The 18,811-nt window shown below is 63.4% G+C and carries 15 protein-coding genes; 3 read left to right on the top strand and 12 right to left on the bottom strand.

What is annotated here, in order from left to right; translation table 11 throughout:
* The 4 genes from rnhA to N4J17_RS09355 form a co-directional block, all read right to left on the bottom strand.
* The gene (rnhA, locus tag N4J17_RS09370; RefSeq protein WP_198321758.1) at window positions 1-468 is read right to left on the bottom strand and encodes a ribonuclease HI; all 468 of its coding nucleotides are present in this window, start codon (window positions 466-468) and stop codon (window positions 1-3) included.
* Complete coding sequence (locus tag N4J17_RS09365; protein WP_198321759.1) at window positions 465-1,886, bottom strand: APC family permease; 1,422 nt, start codon at window positions 1,884-1,886, stop codon at window positions 465-467. The genes rnhA and N4J17_RS09365 overlap by 4 nt, the downstream gene beginning before the upstream one ends.
* Window positions 1,887-1,949: 63 nt before the next feature.
* Window positions 1,950-2,747, bottom strand: a complete 798-nt coding sequence (locus tag N4J17_RS09360; RefSeq protein WP_232470224.1) for a DUF2272 domain-containing protein — start codon at window positions 2,745-2,747, stop codon at window positions 1,950-1,952.
* A gap of 80 nt (window positions 2,748-2,827) precedes the next feature.
* Complete coding sequence (locus N4J17_RS09355; protein WP_277458185.1) at window positions 2,828-4,405, bottom strand: hypothetical protein; 1,578 nt, start codon at window positions 4,403-4,405, stop codon at window positions 2,828-2,830.
* Window positions 4,406-4,859: 454 nt separating this feature from the next.
* Between N4J17_RS09355 and N4J17_RS09350 the strand changes: the two genes are divergently transcribed.
* Both N4J17_RS09350 and N4J17_RS09345 read left to right on the top strand, forming a co-directional pair.
* On the top strand, window positions 4,860-5,255 hold the full coding sequence (locus tag N4J17_RS09350) for a bacteriohemerythrin (RefSeq protein WP_198321761.1): 396 nt from the start codon (window positions 4,860-4,862) through the stop codon (window positions 5,253-5,255).
* 170 nt (window positions 5,256-5,425) lie between these two features.
* Entirely contained in the window at window positions 5,426-6,187 is a 762-nt protein-coding gene (locus N4J17_RS09345; protein ID WP_198321762.1) for a DUF4239 domain-containing protein, read from the top strand.
* A 6-nt stretch (window positions 6,188-6,193) separates the two neighbouring features.
* Here the strand turns inward: N4J17_RS09345 and N4J17_RS09340 are convergent, their stop codons facing one another.
* From N4J17_RS09340 to groES, 8 genes are all read right to left on the bottom strand, one after another.
* A complete protein-coding gene (locus N4J17_RS09340; RefSeq protein ID WP_198321763.1) occupies window positions 6,194-6,472 on the bottom strand; it encodes an acylphosphatase in 279 nt (92 codons plus the stop codon).
* Between the two features lie 23 nt (window positions 6,473-6,495).
* The gene (gene rlmKL, locus N4J17_RS09335; protein ID WP_198321764.1) at window positions 6,496-8,712 is read right to left on the bottom strand and encodes a bifunctional 23S rRNA (guanine(2069)-N(7))-methyltransferase RlmK/23S rRNA (guanine(2445)-N(2))-methyltransferase RlmL; all 2,217 of its coding nucleotides are present in this window, start codon (window positions 8,710-8,712) and stop codon (window positions 6,496-6,498) included.
* Between the two features lie 18 nt (window positions 8,713-8,730).
* A complete protein-coding gene (locus N4J17_RS09330; RefSeq protein ID WP_198321765.1) occupies window positions 8,731-9,996 on the bottom strand; it encodes a YhjD/YihY/BrkB family envelope integrity protein in 1,266 nt (421 codons plus the stop codon).
* A gap of 19 nt (window positions 9,997-10,015) precedes the next feature.
* Entirely contained in the window at window positions 10,016-10,600 is a 585-nt protein-coding gene (locus N4J17_RS09325; protein WP_198321766.1) for a hypothetical protein, read from the bottom strand.
* A gap of 22 nt (window positions 10,601-10,622) precedes the next feature.
* The gene (locus N4J17_RS09320) at window positions 10,623-12,155 is read right to left on the bottom strand and encodes a DUF3131 domain-containing protein (protein ID WP_198321767.1); all 1,533 of its coding nucleotides are present in this window, start codon (window positions 12,153-12,155) and stop codon (window positions 10,623-10,625) included.
* Window positions 12,152-13,930 carry a glycosyltransferase gene (locus N4J17_RS09315; protein ID WP_277458188.1) on the bottom strand — a complete coding sequence of 593 codons (1,779 nt, stop codon included), beginning with the start codon at window positions 13,928-13,930 and terminating at the stop codon, window positions 12,152-12,154. The genes N4J17_RS09320 and N4J17_RS09315 overlap by 4 nt, the downstream gene beginning before the upstream one ends.
* Window positions 13,931-14,138: 208 nt before the next feature.
* A complete protein-coding gene (groL, locus tag N4J17_RS09310) occupies window positions 14,139-15,776 on the bottom strand; it encodes a chaperonin GroEL (RefSeq protein WP_198321769.1) in 1,638 nt (545 codons plus the stop codon).
* A 65-nt stretch (window positions 15,777-15,841) separates the two neighbouring features.
* Window positions 15,842-16,132, bottom strand: a complete 291-nt coding sequence (gene groES, locus N4J17_RS09305; RefSeq protein ID WP_198321770.1) for a co-chaperone GroES — start codon at window positions 16,130-16,132, stop codon at window positions 15,842-15,844.
* A gap of 210 nt (window positions 16,133-16,342) precedes the next feature.
* Between groES and N4J17_RS09300 the strand changes: the two genes are divergently transcribed.
* On the top strand, window positions 16,343-18,799 hold the full coding sequence (locus N4J17_RS09300) for a heavy metal translocating P-type ATPase (RefSeq protein WP_198321771.1): 2,457 nt from the start codon (window positions 16,343-16,345) through the stop codon (window positions 18,797-18,799).
* Window positions 18,800-18,811 lie beyond the last annotated feature (12 nt).

Below are 18,811 nucleotides of genomic sequence, written 5' to 3'. Positions count from 1 at the left end.
TCAGGCCGGCGTGCCGTCGGAGAGTGTCAGTTCGTCGATGCCACGATTGGCGAGGCGATCCGCCGCTTCGTTTTCGGGATGGCCGGAATGGCCTTTGATCCAACCCCAGCTCACCTGGTGGCGCTGCTCCGCCTGGATCAGGCGCTGCCATAAATCGATGTTCTTGACCGGGGTGCGTCCTGCGGTTTTCCAGCCACGCTTCTCCCACTGGGCGACCCATTCGGTGATGCCTTTCTTCACATACTGCGAGTCGGTGACGATTTTCACCTTGCAGGGCCGGCTGAGGGCCTCCAGCGCCTGGATGGCGGCCATCAGTTCCATACGATTGTTGGTGGTCTCGCGCTCGCCGCCGTAGAGCTCGCGGGTCTTGTTGCCATAGCGCAGCAATACGCCCCAGCCGCCGGGTCCGGGATTGCCGCGGCAGGCGCCATCGGTATAGGCGTATACGGTCCGGTCGGTTTCGCTCATTCCTTTCGGCTCCACTTACGATAAGCCTCGGCCTTGCCATTGGAGCGCCAGTAAAGATAGAAAGGGATGCCCGCCAACAGGAAAACCAGGCCGATGCCGGTTTCTGAGGGATTCTGGAAGATCATACTGAGGCAGAACAAACCGGCGACCGCGCCGAAAATCAGCGGGACCCAAGGATAACCTGCCACGTGGTAAGGCCGCACCACCTCCGGCGAGGTGCGCCGCAGTACGATGACGGCGAGCACGGTGATACCATAAAATGCCCAGAGCCCGAACACTGCATAGTTGAACAACCGGTCGAAACCAGCCCGATCCTGCCCGAATAGCAGAATCAGGAGGCTCGCGAACAGAGCCTGGACGATCAGGGCATTGACGGGCGTCCGGTGGACGGGATCGAGCCGTGCCAGCGGGCTGAAGAAAAGCCCATCCCGCGCCATCGCGTAAGACACCCGGGCGCCCGACAGGATCGAGCCATTGAGCGCCGCCAGGGTCGATACCACGGCGGCGGCAGTGATCGCAGCGCCACCGAAATCTCCGAACACGAGCTGTGCCACATCCTGTGCCACCTGCTCCGAGTGTTTCACGGCATCCAGCGGCAGAGCATAGAAATAGGCAAAATTGGCCAGCAGATAAACCCCCATCACTGCCAGCAACCCCAGCAGGAACACTTTCGGGATGGTGTGCTCCGGATCACGGATTTCCGAGCCTACCAATGTCAGGTTGTTCCAACCGTCGTAAGCCCAAAGCACCGCGGCCAGCGCTGCGGCGAAAGCACCCCATCCAGTCCCGGCCGTGTGTTCCGGGGCATCCTGGAAATGGTCCCAGGAGCCCTTACCGGCGCCGAGCACCAGGCCGGCCAAAGTCACGATGGCCGCGACCTTCAGGACAGTCAGGAAGCTCTGCACCGCGCCGCCGCGCCCAACACCGAAACAGTTGATCAGAGAGAACGATGCAACCGCCGTCATCGCGACGAATTGAAGGCCCGTCACGCCCCAGCCGCTCTCTCCCCAGGACAGATGCAGCCATTCTTGCTGCAAGCCGTCGACGAAAAACCCGAGGAATATGGCGAAGCCGGTAGCGATGGTGGCAATGGAGCCGGTTTTGCCGATGACGACCTGCTGCCAGCCGAAGAGGAAACCCCACAAAGGGCCATAGGCGCGGCGGAGAAAGGCGTATTCGCCCCCCGCTTCGGGGAAGGCCGCGCCCAATTCGGCATAACTGAGCGCCCCGGCCAGCGACAACAGGCCTCCGAACATCCAGACGAAAAAGGACCAGCCCACCGAGTCGAGTTCGCGGGCGATGGTCGAGGGCACCAGGAAAATTGCAGTGCCGATCACGGAACCCGCCATGATCGCGCCCGCACTGGCCCACCCCAGGGCACGCTTCAGCTCCGGCGCCCTCATATCCGGCGACTGCATGGCTTTTAATTCCCTTGAATCATTGAGCGAAAAAAAAAGAATCCGTGGCGCGGTGCCGGACGGTCACAACCGGTTTTCCAGCACCAGAAACCACGGACGCTGTCGGGTGGGGACGAGCATGCCGTCCTTGTTAAGCGCGACCGTGCTGCGCGAAACCGAGTTGCGGACGTTGCCTCCGATCGCTTCCACGCTTCCATCATTGCGTTGCACCACGATGTCGCAGTGCAGCTTAGTATCTTCCAGCATGTAGGTTTCCAGCGGCCGGGTCACACTGGGTAGGCCATAGCGCTCCCGGCTGGCGCAGATGAGGTCGCCTGGCCGGGGACTGTATTCCTTGATGGAGTGAGGAATGAAAGAGGAATTTGGGCCGTCGGACTTGCGGATGATCTGGCTTAGATAAACCCAATGGGCGCTGGCCGGGGGAAACTGGCTTTCCGGCACACCGGCCATTCCCATCACCCAGCTCACAAAGGCGGCCGACCAGGGCTGGGAACAGTTGAGACCGGACAGCCCCGGCTTGTTCACCGCCTGCCAGTAGCGGCTGACACGCTGGATACGGGATTCGTCCTCATCCTCCCAGTAGCCCACATGCGGAATGCTTTCCTCCCCACCATCGTAGATGACCCGCTGGGAGCCGAAGAATTCCCACTCAGTGTTGGCAAGTGCCAGTATCCGGCGCTTGATCACTGACAGTGCCGGTTCCCTCGCGGCAGGCTTTTCGGTCAACGCCACCGGCCCGACAGCGGGCTGAGTCGGTGCCTTCTTCGCACCGCTGCAGCCGGAAAGAGCGATGCACAACGCCAAAGCGCCGAGGCCCCGCCCGGCATGCCACCGACGATTTCCCCGATTCAAACGATTCATCCCGATGTTCCGACAAGGTTTCCCGATGGACCTGCTTTTTCCAGTCCGGCCCCGAAGCCACCGCTTCGCGTCGTTTCACCTTAACGCGGCGGGCGCCGGGCCTCCCGGAACCAGACCCGGTACTGCTCCATGCGCGCCGCCTGATCCGCAGGCGCATGCCGGGTGCAGGTGGAGTACTCTTCGGTTCCGCGCCCGGCGCCCCAACGCACCTCCACACAATCGTTCGGATTATACGCAACTTCCAGGGCTTTCCGGCGGGCAAACACCTCGGCGAGCGAAAGCCGCCAGGGACTGCCGTCGCTGCGGCGGTAGACGATATACGCCTCGCTGAGACGTTCAGCGTCCAAGCGCTCCAGTTGTGCCTTGACCTCCATCGGCGACTGGCCGTGCAGGGCGAAAAGTTCCGGATAGCGCACCACCTGGTCGGGAAGCTGCGACATGACGTTGAGTGCGATGATCAACCGCATATCACGCGACGGCGTGGAATAGTCCTCCCACGGACCGACAGTCTCGAAAACCGCACTGCCGGAGGGCATGGGGATGACGGCACCGGGATGCTTCCGGACATACGCTTCGCCGTTTTCCACCGAAGCCACCCGCGTCTCCAGTTGCTCCATCAAGGCCTCGAACATGGCCTCGTAAGCCTGCCTGGGGTCCAGTCGCTGCGGGTTGATCAGCCGCCCCATGTCGGCATAAAAGTCCTCGGGTGACAGCTCGCCCTGTTCGTCCGAATACGGTGCGATCAAGGCCGAGTGGCTCAGTTCCGCGTTGCCGGGGACACGGACGGCAGCACTGGCGGACAGGAGCGGCCGGAACGCTTTGAAGCCAGGTCCTGCACCCCTCACGTCGTCGGCGAAGAGAAACGTCCCCTCCCAGAACCGCTTGCGGCTGATGGAGTTGTCAGGCTGTGCATCCACGGCGAGCAGCATGCCGTTCCGGTCCGCCGACTGCGGGACCCATTGGGCGATCATGAGCACGTGGCCGTAGGGGTCGGCGTAGACCGTCCCCGGCCACAGATACTCCCGCTTGAGCGGCACCGGGTAGAAATCCGTGGCACTGTCGCGGAGGCCGGTGCGGGCGCTGCCCGAATGCACCGTATCCATCACCTTGCGAACGACTGCCGTAAACATGCCCGCCGGCACAGGGCCCCGCGTGAAGCCTTCAGCGACGTTCGCCGCACCACAGCGCGGCGGCTGGCTGGCCGCACCCCGGCTGCAGGCGCGGTAGGCCATGGGCAAGCCGATTTTCCAAGCGAAATAGGCGCGCAGGTAATACGGCAGATCCGCGCAATCGGGATCAGTCGGAATACGCCGGTCCTCGCCCGCCCCGAAGTAGTCGTACAGAAAATTGCGGGACGGGTCCGTCAGCACCGGCTTGAGCGAAGGGAAATTGACGCTTTCCGCAAGCGGAAAATCGAACAGCATTTCGATCCAGGCGGAAAAGAAGGCCTCGGTAGCCCGGTCCCATCGCCCCGGCCGGCTGGCCACCGTGCCGCCATCCACACTCAGGTCCAGGCAGGCGACGGTTCCCTCCGCGCCGCGCGCCTCCACCCGATACTCCCCCCGCGCCGCCCGGCCAGTCTCCACCGCCAGGCTCCAAGGCGGACCGCCCCGGCGCTCCGGCTCAAGCGGCAGACTGGTTCCATCGGGAGCACGCACCGACAGGTTCCGGATTGGGACGTCGGCCGAAACCGCCATTATCCTCAGTGATTCGCCCGGCACGGGAATGCGCGGCGAGATCCGGATCGAAGCGCCGGATGCCGTGGGCCCGCACGGCGGCAAACTGGAAACTTCAGCGGCGGCCTCCCCCAGTATTCCGGCGAGACTCAGCACGGTAATCCCTCGACACCACAACGCTCTGAACATCGATCACCCGTCAATTCAAGGCACGGCGTCACTGGCCGCGGTATCCCGCCCCGATCATAGCAGAGAACGGGCGGCACAAGCCGCCGAGACGGGAGGGACCGACTTGCAGCCAAACCGTTAAAGTTTTGATCCCGATCAAAATTTCATTGCTCCAGAATCCGTATAGTCCAACTCCGGGCTTCGCGCCCCAATCTGGCGCACGAGGCCGCGTCCAGAATCACACACTAAAACGAGGAGGAAAAAATCCATGGCATTAATGACGTGGACCGCAGCAGAATTCGGCACCAACGTGGGCTTTGCCGACGACCAGCACAAAACCATTTTCGATATGGTCAACAAGCTGCACGATACCGCTGCCACGGGCAATCGCGCCGAAATCGGTAAGCAACTGGACGCGCTGATCGATTACGTCGTCATGCACTTCAAATCCGAAGAAACCGAGATGCAGAAGAAAGACTACGCCGACTTCGCCGCGCACAAGGCCGAGCACGATAAGCTCGTCGGCGTTTGCGCCGACCTGCAGAAGAAGTTCCATGCCGGTGAGGCCGAAGTGAACCAGGACACCACTCGCTTCGTCCGTGACTGGCTGGTCAACCACATCCCCAAAGTCGACAAACTTTACGGCCCTTGCCTGAGCGCATAAAGATCGCGTTCTCCCTGGCCCCGCTCCGGCGGGGCTGTCCGTCTCCCGGAGGCACGGATGCCTCCACTTCTGGACTTTTCGCCGCTCCCCTCTATATCGCGAGGGCGCTTGATGGCATGATTGCGCGGCCTTGCCCCCGTCCTTCGCCCCCATCGACCGGAGCGCCCGCCATGACCATCCTCAGCATCATTTTGATCACCTTCGTCTCCGGGTTGACGAGCATGGGCATCCATGGCCTCATCCAGCGGCGGGTGGACCACCGCAAACAGCGTAATCTCAACGACGTGGCGGCGGCCGTATACACCAATTTCGGTGTACTGTTCAGCCTCATCCTGGGCATCCTGGTCGGCCAGGGGGAAGAGCGGCGGGGGGATATTTCCTCCGCCGCCGTGCATGAAGCCGCCATCCTCATGGACCTGGTCAATGTGGCGGAAGCCTATGACGCATCGGTCGGACATGCCGTGCACGCCGCTGCAATCGGCTACGCGAGCGCCGTCATCGAGCAGGAATGGCCTCTGCTGGTCGAACATCAGGGCGGGCGGATCAAACGCGCGCCGTTGGAGCAGTTGTGGCGGATCAGCAAGTCGATCGACCCGGCCGAGCCGCGCGGCCAGGCGCTCTACGACACGACGGTCTCGATGCTGGAAAACCTGGCCGAAGCCCGCTACGAGCGGATCTCCGTGGCGAACGACGATCTGAGCGAACTGCTCCGGTTCGTGCTATGGGTGGGGGCTGCTTTCACCATCGCTTTCCTTTGGTTCTTCGGTGCCGAAAACCAGAAAGTCCAGCTTCTGCTGACCGGCATCGTGACCAGCATGCTGTCATTGGTACTGATTCTGGTGTTGTCCATGAACAACCCCCTAGCGGGCGATCTGGGCATACGACCGGAACCGTTTGTCAAGCTGTTGCAGGACTTGTCCTCGCCGTCCTGAAGGACCTCAGTCTTCGCGCAGCACCGCAAACTCGGCAAACTCGCCGGTGACTGCCGTTTCCCGGACGTCGAGCCCGGCCACTCGCGCCAGCGGCGGACCATGCCGGCACCAGACCAACAAGGCGTCTACGCTTTCCGCATCGCCCTCGGCGACCAGCTCCACCCGCCCGTCCGGAAGGTTGCGCACCCAACCAGTCAGCCCCAGCTCCGAAGCCTTCCGGGCCGCCGACGCCCGATACCAAACCCCTTGCACCCGTCCTGCGACAAGGACATGAACCCGCTTCATTTTTCCCACTCGCTCCTGATCTTTCACCGCTGACGGCTCGGCGCGAGAATACGCCAGCATGCATGGATTTTGGGGTTACGCTCGAAATCCTTCGGCAAGGTGAGGCGGCTGATGTCCTCCATCGCGCAGCCTGCCAGCTCCGTTTCATCCAGTTTGAACCGGCGGCAATTGGTGGAAAAAATCAGCATACCGCCGGGTTCGAGCAGAGATATAACCTTTTTCAGCAGCGACCCCTGGTCGCGCTGAATGTCGAAGCTGCCCGCCATCCGCTTGGAATTCGAGAACGTCGGCGGATCGAGGAAAATCAGGCCGTAGCGGCGCCCGCGGTTGACCGCCTGATCCAGCCAATCCAGACAATTGGCCTGGATGCGCAGGTGATGGCGCTCCCCGAAGCCGTTCAGGGCCAGGTTGCGACCTGCCCAGTCGAGATAGGTGCGCGACATGTCGACCGTGGTAGTCGAGGCCGCGCCGCCGCCGGCTGCGTATACCGTCGCCGTGCCGGTATAGGCGAACAGGTTGAGGAAATGGCGATCGCGCGCCGCCTGCTGGATCAGGCCGCGGGTGATACGGTGGTCGAGGAACAAGCCGGTGTCCAGGTAGTCCTCGAAGTTGACCCAGAAGCGCCAGCCGCCCTCCTCCACCATATGGAAATGCGCGGTCTGGTCCTGTTTGAAATACTGCGCATCGCCCTTTTGACGCCGCCGCACCTTGAGGAAAATCTGCTCACGCGGCACTTGCAGCACCTCTGGAATCATGGCGACCGCGCCGGCCAAGCGGCTTTGCGCCTTCGCGGGATCGACGCTGGCAGGCGCTTCGTATTCCTGCACATGAACCCAGAGCTTCTCGCCCTGGTAGATATCCACTGCCACAGCGAATTCAGGGAGGTCGGCGTCGTACAGCCGGTAGCAGCTCACCCCGCTCTTGCGTGCCCAGGTTCCCAGATTGCGCAGATTCTTGCGCAGGCGGTTGGCGAACATTTCGGCTTGTTCTGCGGGGACGGCGCCGCGCCCGGCTTGTTGCATGATCTGCCGCAGCTTCTTCTGGCCTTCGGTCTCCGGCGCCCCGGAGCGCGGAATGAAGAAGCGTTCGGGCGCGATGTCGAACAGGAACAGCCGACACTCCAGCGCGCCGTTGTAGAGCGTGTAGTAATGCCCCGCCCGTATCCCGATCTGGAAAGCCAGTTCGAAATTCCCGGTCAGCAGGGCGGCTTTCCAACCCTGGAAATGCTGCTTCAAGGCTTCGCCGAATTCGTGGTAGACCGGGATCAGACTTTCGATATCGCCCAGCCGTTCGCCGTAAGGCGGATTGACTACGACTAGCCCCACCGCCCCCTTCGGGCGTGCATCGGCGGCAGCCTTGCGTTCGACGTGGATCCTGCCGCGCAGGCCCGCCCTGTCGATATTGTTGAGTGCCAGATGGATGGCGCTGCGGTCCCTGTCGTAGCCGAGGATGGGTGGCAACCGCGCGAGCCCGGCAGCGCCCCGCTCGCGGGCTTCGATCAACAGCTTCCGCCAGAGTTCCAGGTCGTGACCCTTCCAGGCGAGAAAGCCGAAATACTCGCGCAACGAGCCGGGAGCGATGTCTGCCGCGAGCAACGCACCTTCGATCAGCAGTGTGCCGGAACCGCACATGGGATCGATCAGACTGCCGCCCCGGGCCGCCATGTCCGGCCAGCCGGCACGGATCAGGACCGCCGCCGCCAGGTTCTCCTTGAGCGGCGCCGGCCCAGCCTCGGTGCGATAGCCGCGCCGGTGCAGGCTGTCCCCCGAAAGATCCAGACTGATGACTGCCTGATCGGCATCCAGGTGCACCTTGACGCGAATGTCGGGCCGTTCGAGCCGCACCGAGGGCCGCCGTCCGCAGTGTTCGAGAAACTGATCGGCGATCGCGTCCTTGACCTTCTGGGCACCGAACAAGGTATGGGTGATAGCCGAACGGCGCGAGGAAAAATCTACGGCGAGCGTGGCATCGGGCCCGAAATGCCGGCTCCAGTCGGTGCGCTGCACACCGTCGTAGAGCACCTCGGGCGTCGCCGCGGCGAAGCGGTCCAGGGGCATCAATATCCGGTTGGCCAGCCGCGACCACAGACAGGCGCGATATGCCGTTTCCAGCGTGCCGCGGAATTCGACCCCGGCGCGGGCTTCCTTGACGGATTCGGCACCCAACCCGTCCAGTTCACGGACGAGCAAAGGTTCCAGGCCCTTGGGGGTCGTAGCGAAAAAATCTCGAGTCATGGGCATGATGAATCGATCGAACTATCAGGTAGAGGCCGAGGCGACCCAGTCGCGCAGGCTCACGCCGGCCAGGGCGGCGGACAACGAGGTCTCGGCGGCGGCCAGCCCCACCGCGACCGGCTCCGGAATCGGCAGACCGTCTGCCTTTCCGCGCAAGGCTTCGAACACCTCGAGCACAGCGATCGTCGCCGGATCACGGGCGGGCAGGAAACCCGGACGGCCGTGGTCAATGGCAACGATGAAGCCAGCCTGCTGCAGCAGTGCCAGCAGTTCCCCCACCAGGACTTCCGGCAGGTTGAGCGATTCGGCCAAATCGGGGAGACCAGGCGGAGATTGTCCGGCCATGAAACGCCGGACGATCAGGTACATGAGCGCTATCCCCCCGTGTTCCCACAACCGGTTGTCCGCCCTCGTGCTGCCCGTCGACTGGCCGATGCATTGGGGATTCTGGAAGAAAAAACTGCACTGCGCACCCAGCAGAACGATCAGCCAGCTCACGTACAGCCATACCATGAACAGCACCAGGATGGCGAAGCTGGAATACACCGCGTGGTATTGCGACGACCCAGCGACGAACTCCCCGAACACCCAGCCGGCCACTTCCCACATCGCACCCGCGACCACACCGCCGAACAGGGCCGAACGCAGCTTGACCCGGGCGCTGGGAATGACCCAGTAGAACAAGGTGAAGGCGAGGATGATCGCCACATAGGGCAGCATGTGTTCCGCAAGACTCCAAGCCCAGCCGGCCGTACCTCGACCGGAGTGGCGACCCAGGAGTCCGGTCATGCTGCCGAAGGCCGACAACAGCAGCAGTGGGCCGACTAGGGTGAAGCTCAGGTAATCTCCGAGCCGGCGCCAGAGGTTGCGCGATGTGCGGGTACGCCAGACATGGTTGAAGGACTCCTCGATCTTGTCCAGCATGGTGATACTGACGTAGAAAAGGAACAGGAAGCCCAGAAAACCGAGCACCCCGACCTTCATCCGCTTGACCGAGTCGATGATAGCGTCCTTCACCTGCTCCGCGTTGGCCCCCAGCGGATCAAGCAGTTCCGACAACAAGGGCTCGAGCTCGGTGTGTGCACCGAAAGCCTTGAGCACGGAAAACGCCACGGCGAGCAAAGGAATCAGTGCCAGCAGACTGGTGTACACCAGACTCATGGCACGGTAATCCAACCCGCCGGCGCGGATTTCGCCAGCCAGCGCAACCGCCCAGCGCAGAACGACGGTCAAGCCGCGGCGCACCGGTTCATACGCTTTGCGGACCGGTAGCCGGTAGGAAAGGTTCATTGCAAAAAAATCGAATGTCTCAATCCGCCGCCGCCTCCAGATCGGGTCGGCAGTGGTACAGTTGCCGTTCGTACATTTGGGCGGTGGCCGCTACTTTCCTGGCAATGGTCATCAGCCAGGGCTTGGACACATAGCTGCGGCGCTGCCACCCGCCCCAACCTTCATGATAGGCGAGATACAGGTTGTAGACGTCGCGCTTGGGAATGCCCAGCCGGTTCAGCGACTGATGCGCATACCAGCCGATGAAGTCCGCGACGTCCGCCAGATCATCCCGCTCGCCGCCAGCGTTGCCGCTTTTCTCGGTGTAAAGGTCCCAGGTTCCATCCAGTACCTGGCCGTAGCCATAAGCTGATGTCGGATACCCAAGCGGTATCCCCAGAAACCGGACCGTCGGCGGCCGCGCATCTTCCACGAAATCCGACTCGTGCCTGATGATCGCCATTTGCACCGGAATGGGCAGCCCCCATTTCAGCTCCGCCAGGCGGGTCCCTTCGTACCAGTCATCCTTATCGGTAAAGATGGCGCAAATGTCGGAAGGGTTTTGGGGCGGAAGAGTGGCGCAACCCGACAGGACCAGCAAACTCAGCACGAGTATCTTTTTCATGAACTCTGGGCCGACACCCCCGTCAGCGGTGTTTCTTCGCTGGCCCGGCTTCGGTCTTCCGGCCCTTCGAACCCTGCCTGACGGAAGCCTTGGGGGCGGAGGAGGTGCCCTTCCCCTTCTGTGAGCCGGCCGTTCCGGTCTTGGGCTTGAGGGCCGGCCCGGATTTGGCCGCCGGCTTGGTCCGGGCCGCCACCCTGCGGCTCTCGGCCGGCGACTGGGCCGTTTGCGGCCGGGCGGAAGGCGCGGGCTCAGCGAACTCCATCAGCGGCTGAACCGCCACCAGCTCGCCGAACTGCCGGAAATGCATGGCCTCCAGCACCATGGCATTAGTGTTGGCGCTCATCGCCCGGTTGGGACGGTCCTTGGCTTCATACCAGCCTCCATACCACCCCCGTTCCGGATCGAACAGGCCCGCGGCCTTTTCCGCCAGTTGCCGGCCATAGTCCGCATCGTACAGGACATGCCAGCCGACAGCATCACCAGCGCTCAGGAAGCGGAGGTCCGAAACCTCCCTGCCATCCGTCGTCAGCGTCTGCCACGGCCGGGCCCCGGCATAGACAGTGTTGTAGACGAAATACGGCGCCTCGTCGACGGGGCCGGAACTGGCCGCCGTCAACATGCCGGTCGCCTTGAACCGGTTTTCCTGGGCACGGAACACACGCCAGGCTTCCTCCCGTCCTCCCCGGTCCCAACCGAATTCTAGCCCTTCGAGCACATAGGGCTCTCCGACGGTATAGTTGCGGGGGGAAGATTGTTCCGGCGGCCGTGGATCGACCGGAACCAGCACACCCTGGACCTTGGCGTAGCCGTAGGACACGCCGGCCGCCGGCGCGGCTCTCCCCATCAGCGCGAGGGCCTTCACCGCGTAAGTTTCGTAAGCTCCCCGTCCTTCCTGCGAATACTCAACCTGCCCCTGGGCATCGACGACGGCGCCGGTCAGCACGCCTTCCCGCACCAGCCGGTCGAGCCGCCAGCGCCGCACCACGGCGCTCGCCTCGGCGGCATGGGCCGGATAATTCCAGACGATGACATTGAGCGGTACCAGCACCCGGGCGATATCGACTGCCGACCAGCCGACGCCCTGATCCGAAGGCAACCCCTCCGCATCCGCCATCCCGAGCGTTTCGGTGAGGTAGAACCGGTTGGGAAGTTCGCCCTGGAACAAAGGTATCCTTGCGAGAGTGTTCAGAGCACGGCCCAGGCGCTGGTCGAACTCGCTGCGGTCGATGACGCCGAGGCGATAGGCGGCGATCGTGGCGAGCAGATGGGAACCCGTGTCCCACAAGGTGGTGACGGAACGGCCGTCGGCCGCGTTGACCAACCCCGTCTCCTCCTGGTAATTGCGCTGGAAATAGCGCCAGGCGGCCCGAGCCCAACGGCTCTCTTCCTCGGACAAGGCACCGTGATGGGAACCGGATATCTCCCCGGCGGGTAGCGGCGGCGGCAAGGGACGGGAAGGCGCTTCCAACCACGACACCATTGCGGCCGCACTCAAAAGCCCCAGAATCACCACCAGATGCTGACGGGCAGCGAGTAACGCCTTCGGAAAGCTCATGCCTGGACCTCTTGCGCAACAGGGGGTTCGACGGGAACGTTCCGCGCCGAGAGACTTACGGAGCCGGACAGCAGAACGACGTTGTAAAGCCCCCACAGACCGTTGACGATTAGACCGGCCGGGTCCGCATGGCTACCAAAGGCGAAGCGCACCAGGGCAAAGAACATCCCGCCCAGGGTCAAGGCCGTGGCTGCGATGCGGAATTCGCCCAGCCGAGACGGATCGTGCGCCCGGTTGTTTCGCGATACCGTGGGAAACCGCCGTCCCTGCACCACCGCCCACAGGGCATGCAAGTCCACCGGCAACAGGGCCAGCGAAGCGGCCCGTTGCCGGAAACAGGACACACCCCAGGTGCCCGTCATCATCGCCAGCTCCGCAGCCAGAAGAAACGGGAGGAGGTGGCTGAAAAACGGCGGGGAATAAGCGGCGACCGGAGCGATACCGGTATACAGAAACACGATCGGCGCCACCAGGAAAACCGAGTGCCACAGGCAGCCGAAGCAGGACCAGAGCGTCTGGGCATACAGGAGTCGCTGAGGCAGGCGCAGGCCGCGGGAAAAAACCGGGTTGTCGCGCAGGGCGATTTCCATGAGACCCAGGGTACGGCGGAAGCGTCGAACGACCGCGTCCCGCGGAGTCTGCGGCGAGAGCATCTTGGACTGGATACGGGGGTGCAGCACGGACCGCCAGCGCCGCTTACGGCAACCGTGGAGCGCCATGGACGCGTAGAAATGTTCGGATTCGCGCAGATGATACGGCGCCACGCCGGCGTCAGCCGCCGCTTGGCGCGTCACCGATTCCACGAAATCGGCGCGGCATTCCTGGTCGCGGATCCCTTTTGCGAACCGGCCCACCGCTTTGCCGACCCGCCTGACTCGTACCAGATCCACTGCCTCCGCGAGAGCGTCACTGCGGTACACCGCGCCCGCTCCGCAGGAGTAGGCTGCATTGGCGCGGTCGCGCCGTCGTTGGATCACATCGAAAAACAGGGCGGGATCGCTGCCGAATGGGTCTTTGCCGATCCATACCGGCCCTGCCACGGCTTCGCACCCGTTTACCACGGCCCTGCCCATGGGTCCGAAACGCTGGCCCAGGACATCGGCCAACCTCACACCCTGAGGAATGTCGTCATACCACTGCGGGGTCTGCACCCAGGCCACGTCCGGGTCGCGGAAATATCCCAGGGTCTGCTCCAGAAAGGAAGGAAACAAGCGGGTATCGGCGTCGCAGAATACGATGAAATCCCCTTGCGTCTCCTCGACGATCCGGCGCAAATTGTGCGTCCCCAGGCCGTCCTGCTCCTCCGGCACCAGGTAGACCACTTCCAGCGACTCCGCAAGCTGCTTCATGGCCGGGCGGCGGCCCGCATCGTAGAGATGCAGCCTCAGGTCGATATGACAGGGATAAGTCAGCTTTTTCGCATATTCCAGGCTTAGCCGGACCAGCGCCGCCTCCTCATCGCAGGTCACGACACACACGTCCACGGCCAGCGGCCGGTGCGGCGCGGCGAGATCGGAAACGCACTCCGAGATCCAGAAAGGCGCAGGCCGCGAAGGCCGGGCAGCGGTCCGCCACAGATTGTAGGCGAACAACGCCCAGGCGATATAGGCACAGCTTTCGGCAATAGCCACAGGCACCGAGAACCACCACGCGTGCTCGTTCAGCGACGCCGTCCAGCGCCAACCCAGATACCAGGCGCCCAGGACCAGGGCGAGGGTCGCCATGTACTGGTAGAGCGATTCACGCCAAAGCGATAGAGGCAGCGGCTCAGGCACCCCACCCTCCCCGAACCTTTCCAAATCGTGACTCATCCTCTTGCCCCGCAGTTAAGAATCGGCCCGACAACGCCTCCCGCCGTGATAGTAAGGCAGAACCGCCGGGGCCGGAAGCTCGCATCGACCACCCCACAAAAAGGAAAAGGCCCCACCCGTCCGGGTGGGGCCTTTACCATGGGCCTTGGAAAAATGGTAATGCGGCTTGGCCTTACATCATGTCGCCCATGCCGCCCATGCCGCCCATGCCGCCCGGCATCGGCGCTTCTTCTTTCGGCTCCTCTGCGACCATGGCCTCGGTGGTAATCATCAGCGAGGCGACGGAGGCCGCGTTCTGCAGCGCGGAACGGGTGACCTTGGCCGGGTCGAGAATGCCCATGGCCACCAGGTCACCATACTCTCCGGTCGCGGCGTTGTAGCCGAAGTTGCCGGAACCTTCCGCGACCTTGTTCAATACAACCGAAGGCTCATCGCCCGCATTGGCGACGATCTGACGCAGCGGCTCTTCCATGGCGCGGCGGGCGATGCTGATACCGACATCCTGATCGTGGTTGGCGCCCTTGAGGTCACGCAGCTTGGCCAGCGCCCGGATCAGGGCTACACCGCCACCCGGAACGATGCCCTCTTCGACCGCGGCGCGGGTGGCGTGCAGCGCATCTTCCACGCGTGCCTTCTTTTCCTTCATTTCGACTTCGGTGGCCGCACCGACCTTGATGACCGCGACGCCGCCGGCCAGCTTGGCCAAACGTTCCTGCAGCTTCTCACGGTCGTAGTCGGAAGTGGTGTCCTCGATCTGCTTGCGGATCTGCGCCACGCGGCCCTGAATGGCCTCGGTGGCTCCGGCGCCGTCGATGATGGTGGTGTTTTCCTTGGTGATCTGGACCTTTTTCGCGGTACCCAGGTCCGCCAGGGTCGCTTTTTCCAGGCTCAGGCCGATGTCTTCGGAGATGACAGTGCCGCCGGTCAGCACGGCGATGTCTTCCAACATGGCCTTACGGCGGTCGCCGAAGCCCGGCGCCTTCACTGCCGCGACCTTCAGAATGCCGCGCATGTTATTGACCACCAGGGTGGCCAGGGCCTCGCCCTCGACGTCCTCGGCGATGATCAACAGCGGACGCCCTGCCTTCGCTACGCCTTCCAGTACCGGCAACAGTTCGCGGATGTTGGAGATCTTCTTCTCGTTAATGAGAATGAACGGGTTCTCCAGCTCGGCGCTCATGCTTTGCTGATTGTTGATGAAATAAGGGGACAGATAGCCGCGGTCGAACTGCATGCCTTCGACGATGTCGAGTTGGTTTTCCAGCCCCGAACCGTCCTCGACCGTGATGACGCCTTCCTTACCCACCTTGTCCATCGCCTCGGCAATGATCTTGCCGATGGATTCGTCGGCATTGGCAGAAATGGTGCCGACCTGGGCGATCGCGTTGCTGTCGGTGCAGGGCACGGACATGGCGTGAATTTCGTCGACCGCCGCAGCGACGGCCTTGTCGATGCCGCGTTTGAGGTCCATCGGATTCATACCGGCGGCGACGGCCTTCAGACCTTCAGTCAGGATCGACTGAGCCAGGACGGTGGCCGTGGTGGTGCCGTCGCCGGCCACATCGGAAGTCTGCGAAGCGACCTCTTTCACCATCTGGGCGCCCATGTTCTCGAACTTGTCGGACAGCTCGATTTCCTTCGCCACGGACACGCCGTCCTTGGTCACGGTGGGCGCACCGAAGCTCTTTTCCAGCACCACGTTACGGCCCTTCGGCCCCAAGGTCACTTTCACCGCGTGCGCCAGGATGTTGACACCGCGCATCATGCGGGCGCGTGCGTCGTCGCCGAACTTGACTTCTTTAGCTGCCATTTGGATTTACCTACGATATTGATGATTGATGAAGGCTTTGGAAATCTGCGAGCGAAGCTTTGGGATCAGCTCTCGAGAACGGCGAGGATGTCGTCCTCGCGCATCACCAGCACATCTTCGCCGTCGACCTTGACTTCGGTGCCGGCGTACTTGCCGAACAGGACCTTGTCACCCACCTTGACCTGCAGGGCCCGCACCTCGCCGTTGTCGAGCACTTTGCCGTTGCCGACGGCCAGAACCTCGCCGCGCATGGGCTTCTCCGCGGCGCTGTCGGGAATCACGATTCCGCCGGCGCTGGTGCGTTCCTCTTCCAGACGTTTGATGATGACTCGGTCGTGCAAAGGACGAATTTTCACGGTAATCTCCTGAATTCCTGATGAAATCGGCTGAAATTCCAAGGGCGCTCCCGACATGATTGTTAGCACTCCCTTGAAGTGAGTGCCAAATGATAGCGGCGGATGGAAGGGTGTCAAGCGGCAGGGGCCCCAGACCTTGAGGTGATCTGACCTGGTCTGCATATCGCTTGGGTATAATGTGGCCTCCTCCGAGCCCGAGACCCATAAGGCATGGTCGCCGAATCGAAGACGCCAGAACGCTTTCAGGTCGCTCACCAAACCCGCTCCCGCCTGCGGATCGTCATTCCCGCGCTGCGTAAGCACACCGAACGGATCCGGATTTTCGGCATGCTGCTGCGGAAACACCCGGCGGTAAGAAAGGTGCGGGTGGTGCCGGCGCTGGGTTCGGTAACGGTACATTTCAATCCTTCGACGATAACGGCGGCCGATCTCCAGGTATTCTTCGGCAGGCTGCTGGACAACCTGGGACCGGCGCCGACGCTTCCCCCCACCGTCAGACACGAGACGAATCCCGAGCTGCCGCTGCACGAGTTCCATATCGCGATCGAAGGGATGACCTGCGTTTCCTGCGCGCTATTGATCGAGATGCTGCTGCGGCGCGATCCGCGGGTGACTGCAGCCAATGTGAATTTCGCGACGGAAACCGCCCAGGTGCTGACGTCGATGGACCGGGACGAGTTGTACGGGACCTTGCGGCGGCTGGGCTATCAGCCTCAGCCGATGGACAGCGTGGCCCAGCGCCGGGCTTTGCTGGCACGGGAGAAAGCCCGCATCGCCAAAGCCTGGCAGCACTGTTTCTGGTCGCTGGTGTTCAGCGTGCCGACTTTCCTGATCGGCCTGTTTGCGCCGCGTTCCCGGCTGATGGGCTGGGTGCAGCTCGCGGTGTCAGCGCCGCTGTTGCTCGGCGGCGGAAGCGAGTTCTTCGACCGGGCCTGGCGACTGGCCAGGCGCCGCTCCGCCAGCGCCGATACGCTGATCGCCGCCGGCGTCGGGGCGGCCTACGCCCACGGCTTTTTCGCTCTCGCGACTGGGCGCGGCGGCTATTACTTCGAGGCGGCGGCGGGCGTGATGTCCTTCGTGCTCATGGGCCGCTATCTGGAAGAGAAGGCCCGCGGCCAGGCGCACCAAGCGATCCGCCAACTGGTCGAACTGCAACCCCAGACGGCGACGGTGTTGCGGACCGAACGGCCGGTGAGCCTCCCCATCGAGGAGGTCCGGGTCGGTGATCTGTTGCTGGTGCGACCCGGCGAGCGCATCCCTGCCGACGGCAAAGTCGTCCGCGGACAGTCAGCGGTGGATGAGTCGATGGTGACGGGCGAGAGCCTACCGGTAGTGAAAGGGATCGGCCATCGTGTCACCGGCGGCAGCATCAACGGCGACGGGGCCTTGCAGGTCCGGGTCGGCGCGGTGGGCACGGACACCGTCCTGGCCGGCCTACTGCGCACCCTGGAGGAGGCGCAGACCAGCCGGTTGCCCGTTCAGCTCACGGTCAACCGGCTGTCGGCCTTCTTCGTGCCCGCGGTGATGGCGATGTCTGGCGCCACTTTTTTCGGCTGGCTGACGGCAGGTGCGGGATTCGGCGCCGCGATCACCCACGCCGTCACCGTCCTGCTGGTGGCTTGCCCTTGCGCGCTGGGGCTGGCGACACCGGCCGCCGTGATGGTCGGTACCGGTCAGGCCGCCCGGCGCGGCATTTTCATCCGCAACGCCGAGAGCCTGGAAACCGCCTCCGCTCTGACCGTCATCATGTTCGACAAGACCGGCACCCTCACCGAAGGCAGACCGCAGATCACCGATTTCATCAACGTCTCCGGTCTGAACGATGCGGCGCTGCTGCGGCTCGCCGCCGGCGCGGAATCACACTCCGAGCATTTCATCGGCAAAGCCATTCTTGCCCACGCCGCGACCTTGGACTTGGGATGGCCCGAACCGGCTGGGTTCCGCGTCGAACCCGGGCTGGGCATCGCCGCCAGGGTGGAGGAACACGAGGTGCTGGTCGGCAACCGGCGCTGGTTGGACAAACACGGGATCGACACTGGCATGAAGCTGGATGAGGCTGCGCAAAAGTTGGGATCGCAGGGCAAAACGCCGGTGTTCATCGCGCTGGACGGACATGCCGCGGCCGCGTTCGGCGTCGCCGACCGCCCCCGCCCCGATGCCGTGGAGGCCGTGGCCCGCCTGCACCGGCGGGGCGTGCGTACGCTCATGGTGACGGGTGACGTCGCGCCCGCCGCCGAGCACATCGCCGCCCTGGTCGGCATCGACCAGGCCGAAGCCGGCGCCCGCCCGGGCCGCAAGCTGGAAATCGTCCGCCATCTGCAGAACCGCGGGGAACGGGTCGGCATGATCGGCGATGGCATCAACGACGCCCCGGCCCTGGCCGCAGCCGACATCGGCCTGGCGGTCGGTCACGGCACCGACATCGCCAAGCAGAGCGCCGATCTGACCCTGCTCACCGGCGACATTTCCAAGGCGGCGGAGGCCATGGAGCTGAGCGCCCGCACGCTGCGGGTGATCCGCCAGAACCTGTTTTGGGCTTTCGGCTACAACCTCGTCGCGATTCCGCTGGCCGCATTCGGCAAATTGCAGCCGATGGCCGCATCCGCGGCGATGGCGGCGAGTTCAGTCGGCGTGGTTTTGAACGCCCTGCGGCTGCAGCGGGACTGAGACGCCGCCATC

This window comes from Methylococcus capsulatus (assembly GCF_036864975.1).
In the GTDB taxonomy this organism is placed as follows: Bacteria; Pseudomonadota; Gammaproteobacteria; order Methylococcales; family Methylococcaceae; genus Methylococcus.
Note: the sequence above shows the minus strand (reverse complement) of the source record. Positions and strands in the feature narration are given on the sequence as shown.

Excerpts from the sequence above, each read along its gene's own strand:
- N4J17_RS09365 (WP_198321759.1), bottom strand. The coding sequence starts at position 1,886 with ATGCAGTCGCCGGATATGAGGGCGCCGGAGCTGAAGCGTGCCCTGGGG.
- N4J17_RS09360 (WP_232470224.1), bottom strand. The coding sequence starts at position 2,747 with ATGAATCGTTTGAATCGGGGAAATCGTCGGTGGCATGCCGGGCGGGGC.
- rlmKL (WP_198321764.1), bottom strand. The coding sequence starts at position 8,712 with ATGCCCATGACTCGAGATTTTTTCGCTACGACCCCCAAGGGCCTGGAA.
- N4J17_RS09300 (WP_198321771.1), top strand. The coding sequence starts at position 16,343 with ATGGTCGCCGAATCGAAGACGCCAGAACGCTTTCAGGTCGCTCACCAA.
- N4J17_RS09340 (WP_198321763.1), bottom strand. The coding sequence starts at position 6,472 with ATGAAGCGGGTTCATGTCCTTGTCGCAGGACGGGTGCAAGGGGTTTGG.
- N4J17_RS09325 (WP_198321766.1), bottom strand. The coding sequence starts at position 10,600 with ATGAAAAAGATACTCGTGCTGAGTTTGCTGGTCCTGTCGGGTTGCGCC.
- N4J17_RS09350 (WP_198321761.1), top strand. The coding sequence starts at position 4,860 with ATGGCATTAATGACGTGGACCGCAGCAGAATTCGGCACCAACGTGGGC.
- N4J17_RS09320 (WP_198321767.1), bottom strand. The coding sequence starts at position 12,155 with ATGAGCTTTCCGAAGGCGTTACTCGCTGCCCGTCAGCATCTGGTGGTG.
- rnhA (WP_198321758.1), bottom strand. The coding sequence starts at position 468 with ATGAGCGAAACCGACCGGACCGTATACGCCTATACCGATGGCGCCTGC.
- N4J17_RS09345 (WP_198321762.1), top strand. The coding sequence starts at position 5,426 with ATGACCATCCTCAGCATCATTTTGATCACCTTCGTCTCCGGGTTGACG.
- groL (WP_198321769.1), bottom strand. The coding sequence starts at position 15,776 with ATGGCAGCTAAAGAAGTCAAGTTCGGCGACGACGCACGCGCCCGCATG.
- N4J17_RS09330 (WP_198321765.1), bottom strand. The coding sequence starts at position 9,996 with ATGAACCTTTCCTACCGGCTACCGGTCCGCAAAGCGTATGAACCGGTG.